Origin of the sequence: Verminephrobacter aporrectodeae subsp. tuberculatae At4 (assembly GCF_000193225.1) — a bacterium.
Classification (GTDB): Bacteria; Pseudomonadota; Gammaproteobacteria; order Burkholderiales; family Burkholderiaceae_C; genus Acidovorax; species Acidovorax aporrectodeae.
This window is the reverse complement of record NZ_AFAL01001028.1, coordinates 1-1,106: the sequence shown is the minus strand read 5'-3', so window position 1 is coordinate 1,106 and position 1,106 is coordinate 1. Positions and strand designations below refer to the sequence as shown.

The 1,106-nt window shown below is 69.9% G+C and carries 2 protein-coding genes; both read right to left on the bottom strand.

Annotated elements, in window-relative coordinates:
* A partial coding sequence (locus VTU_RS30335; protein WP_010110553.1) for an efflux RND transporter permease subunit occupies nucleotides 1–755 on the bottom strand: 755 nt, incomplete at its 3' end.
* Between the two features lie 12 nt (nucleotides 756–767).
* Nucleotides 768–1,106 (bottom strand): efflux RND transporter periplasmic adaptor subunit (locus tag VTU_RS30330; RefSeq protein WP_010110552.1); only part of this gene is annotated, 339 nt, incomplete at its 5' end.

Sequence of the window (1,106 nt, the reverse complement as noted above, 5' to 3'; positions counted from 1 at the left end):
TGGCGCCCGTCCGCCAGCGCGAGCGTCAGGCCCGCGAGCTCCTGCGCCGACTGCACCGTGGCCAGCGTGCGCAGCGCTTGCTCGCTGCCGCCGAGGTCGGTGCGCCCGCCCGCGCTCTCGCTTTGCACCAGCCGCAGCTGGCGCGACACGTCGGCTGCCGACGCGGACAGCGCCTGCAGCTTCACGGGGTCGAGTGCCACGTTCACCTGCCGCTTGACGCCGCCCACGCGGTTCACGGCACCGACGCCGGGCACTGCGAGCAGTTTCTTGGCCACGGTGTCGTCCACCAGCCACGACAGCGCCTCGTCGTCCCTGCGCTCCGATGCGATGGTGAAGGCCAGCACGGGCTGGCCGGCCAGGTCCATCCGGGTCACGACGGGGTCGCGCAGGTCGGCGGGCAGATCGCCGCGCACCCGGGCCACGGCCGCGCGCGTGTCGTCCAGCGCTTCCTGCGTGGGCTTTTCCAGCCGAAACTGGGCAGTCATGGCGGCGTTGCCGTCGCGCACGTTGGTGTAGATGTGCTTCAGACCTTGCAGCGTGGCGAGGCTGTTTTCCACCTTGCGCACCACGTCGCTTTCGAGCTGCGCGGGCGAGGCGCCGGGCAAGACCAGCGCGACAGTGATCGTGGGCAGGTCGATGTCCGGAAAGTTCTGCACCTTCATGGCGTTGAACGCCGACAGGCCACCGAGGCTCAGCAACACGAAGAGCATCAGCGCGGGGATGGGGTTCTTGATCGACCAAGCGGAGACATTCATCGGAAATGCTCCTTACTTGGCGGCGCGCGGGGAAAGATTCGCGGGGGCAGCAGGCGCGCTTTGCCGCACGTCCTGTGCGGTGGCCACGCGCACCAAGTCACCGTCGTTGAGAAAGCCCGCGCCGCGCACGGCAACGGACGCCTGCGCGTCCAGGCCCGCAAGCACCTCCACCCGGTCTGCCGCGCGCCGACCGGTTTGCACCTTGCGCTGCTGCACGCGCTGCCCGGCGTCGAGCACGAAGACATAGGCGAAGCCGTCGCGCAGCACCAGCGCCTCCTGCGGCACCGTGAGTGCATCGCTCTCGCCCAGAGCAAACGCGCCGCGCGCAAACATGCCGGCGCGCAGATGCGC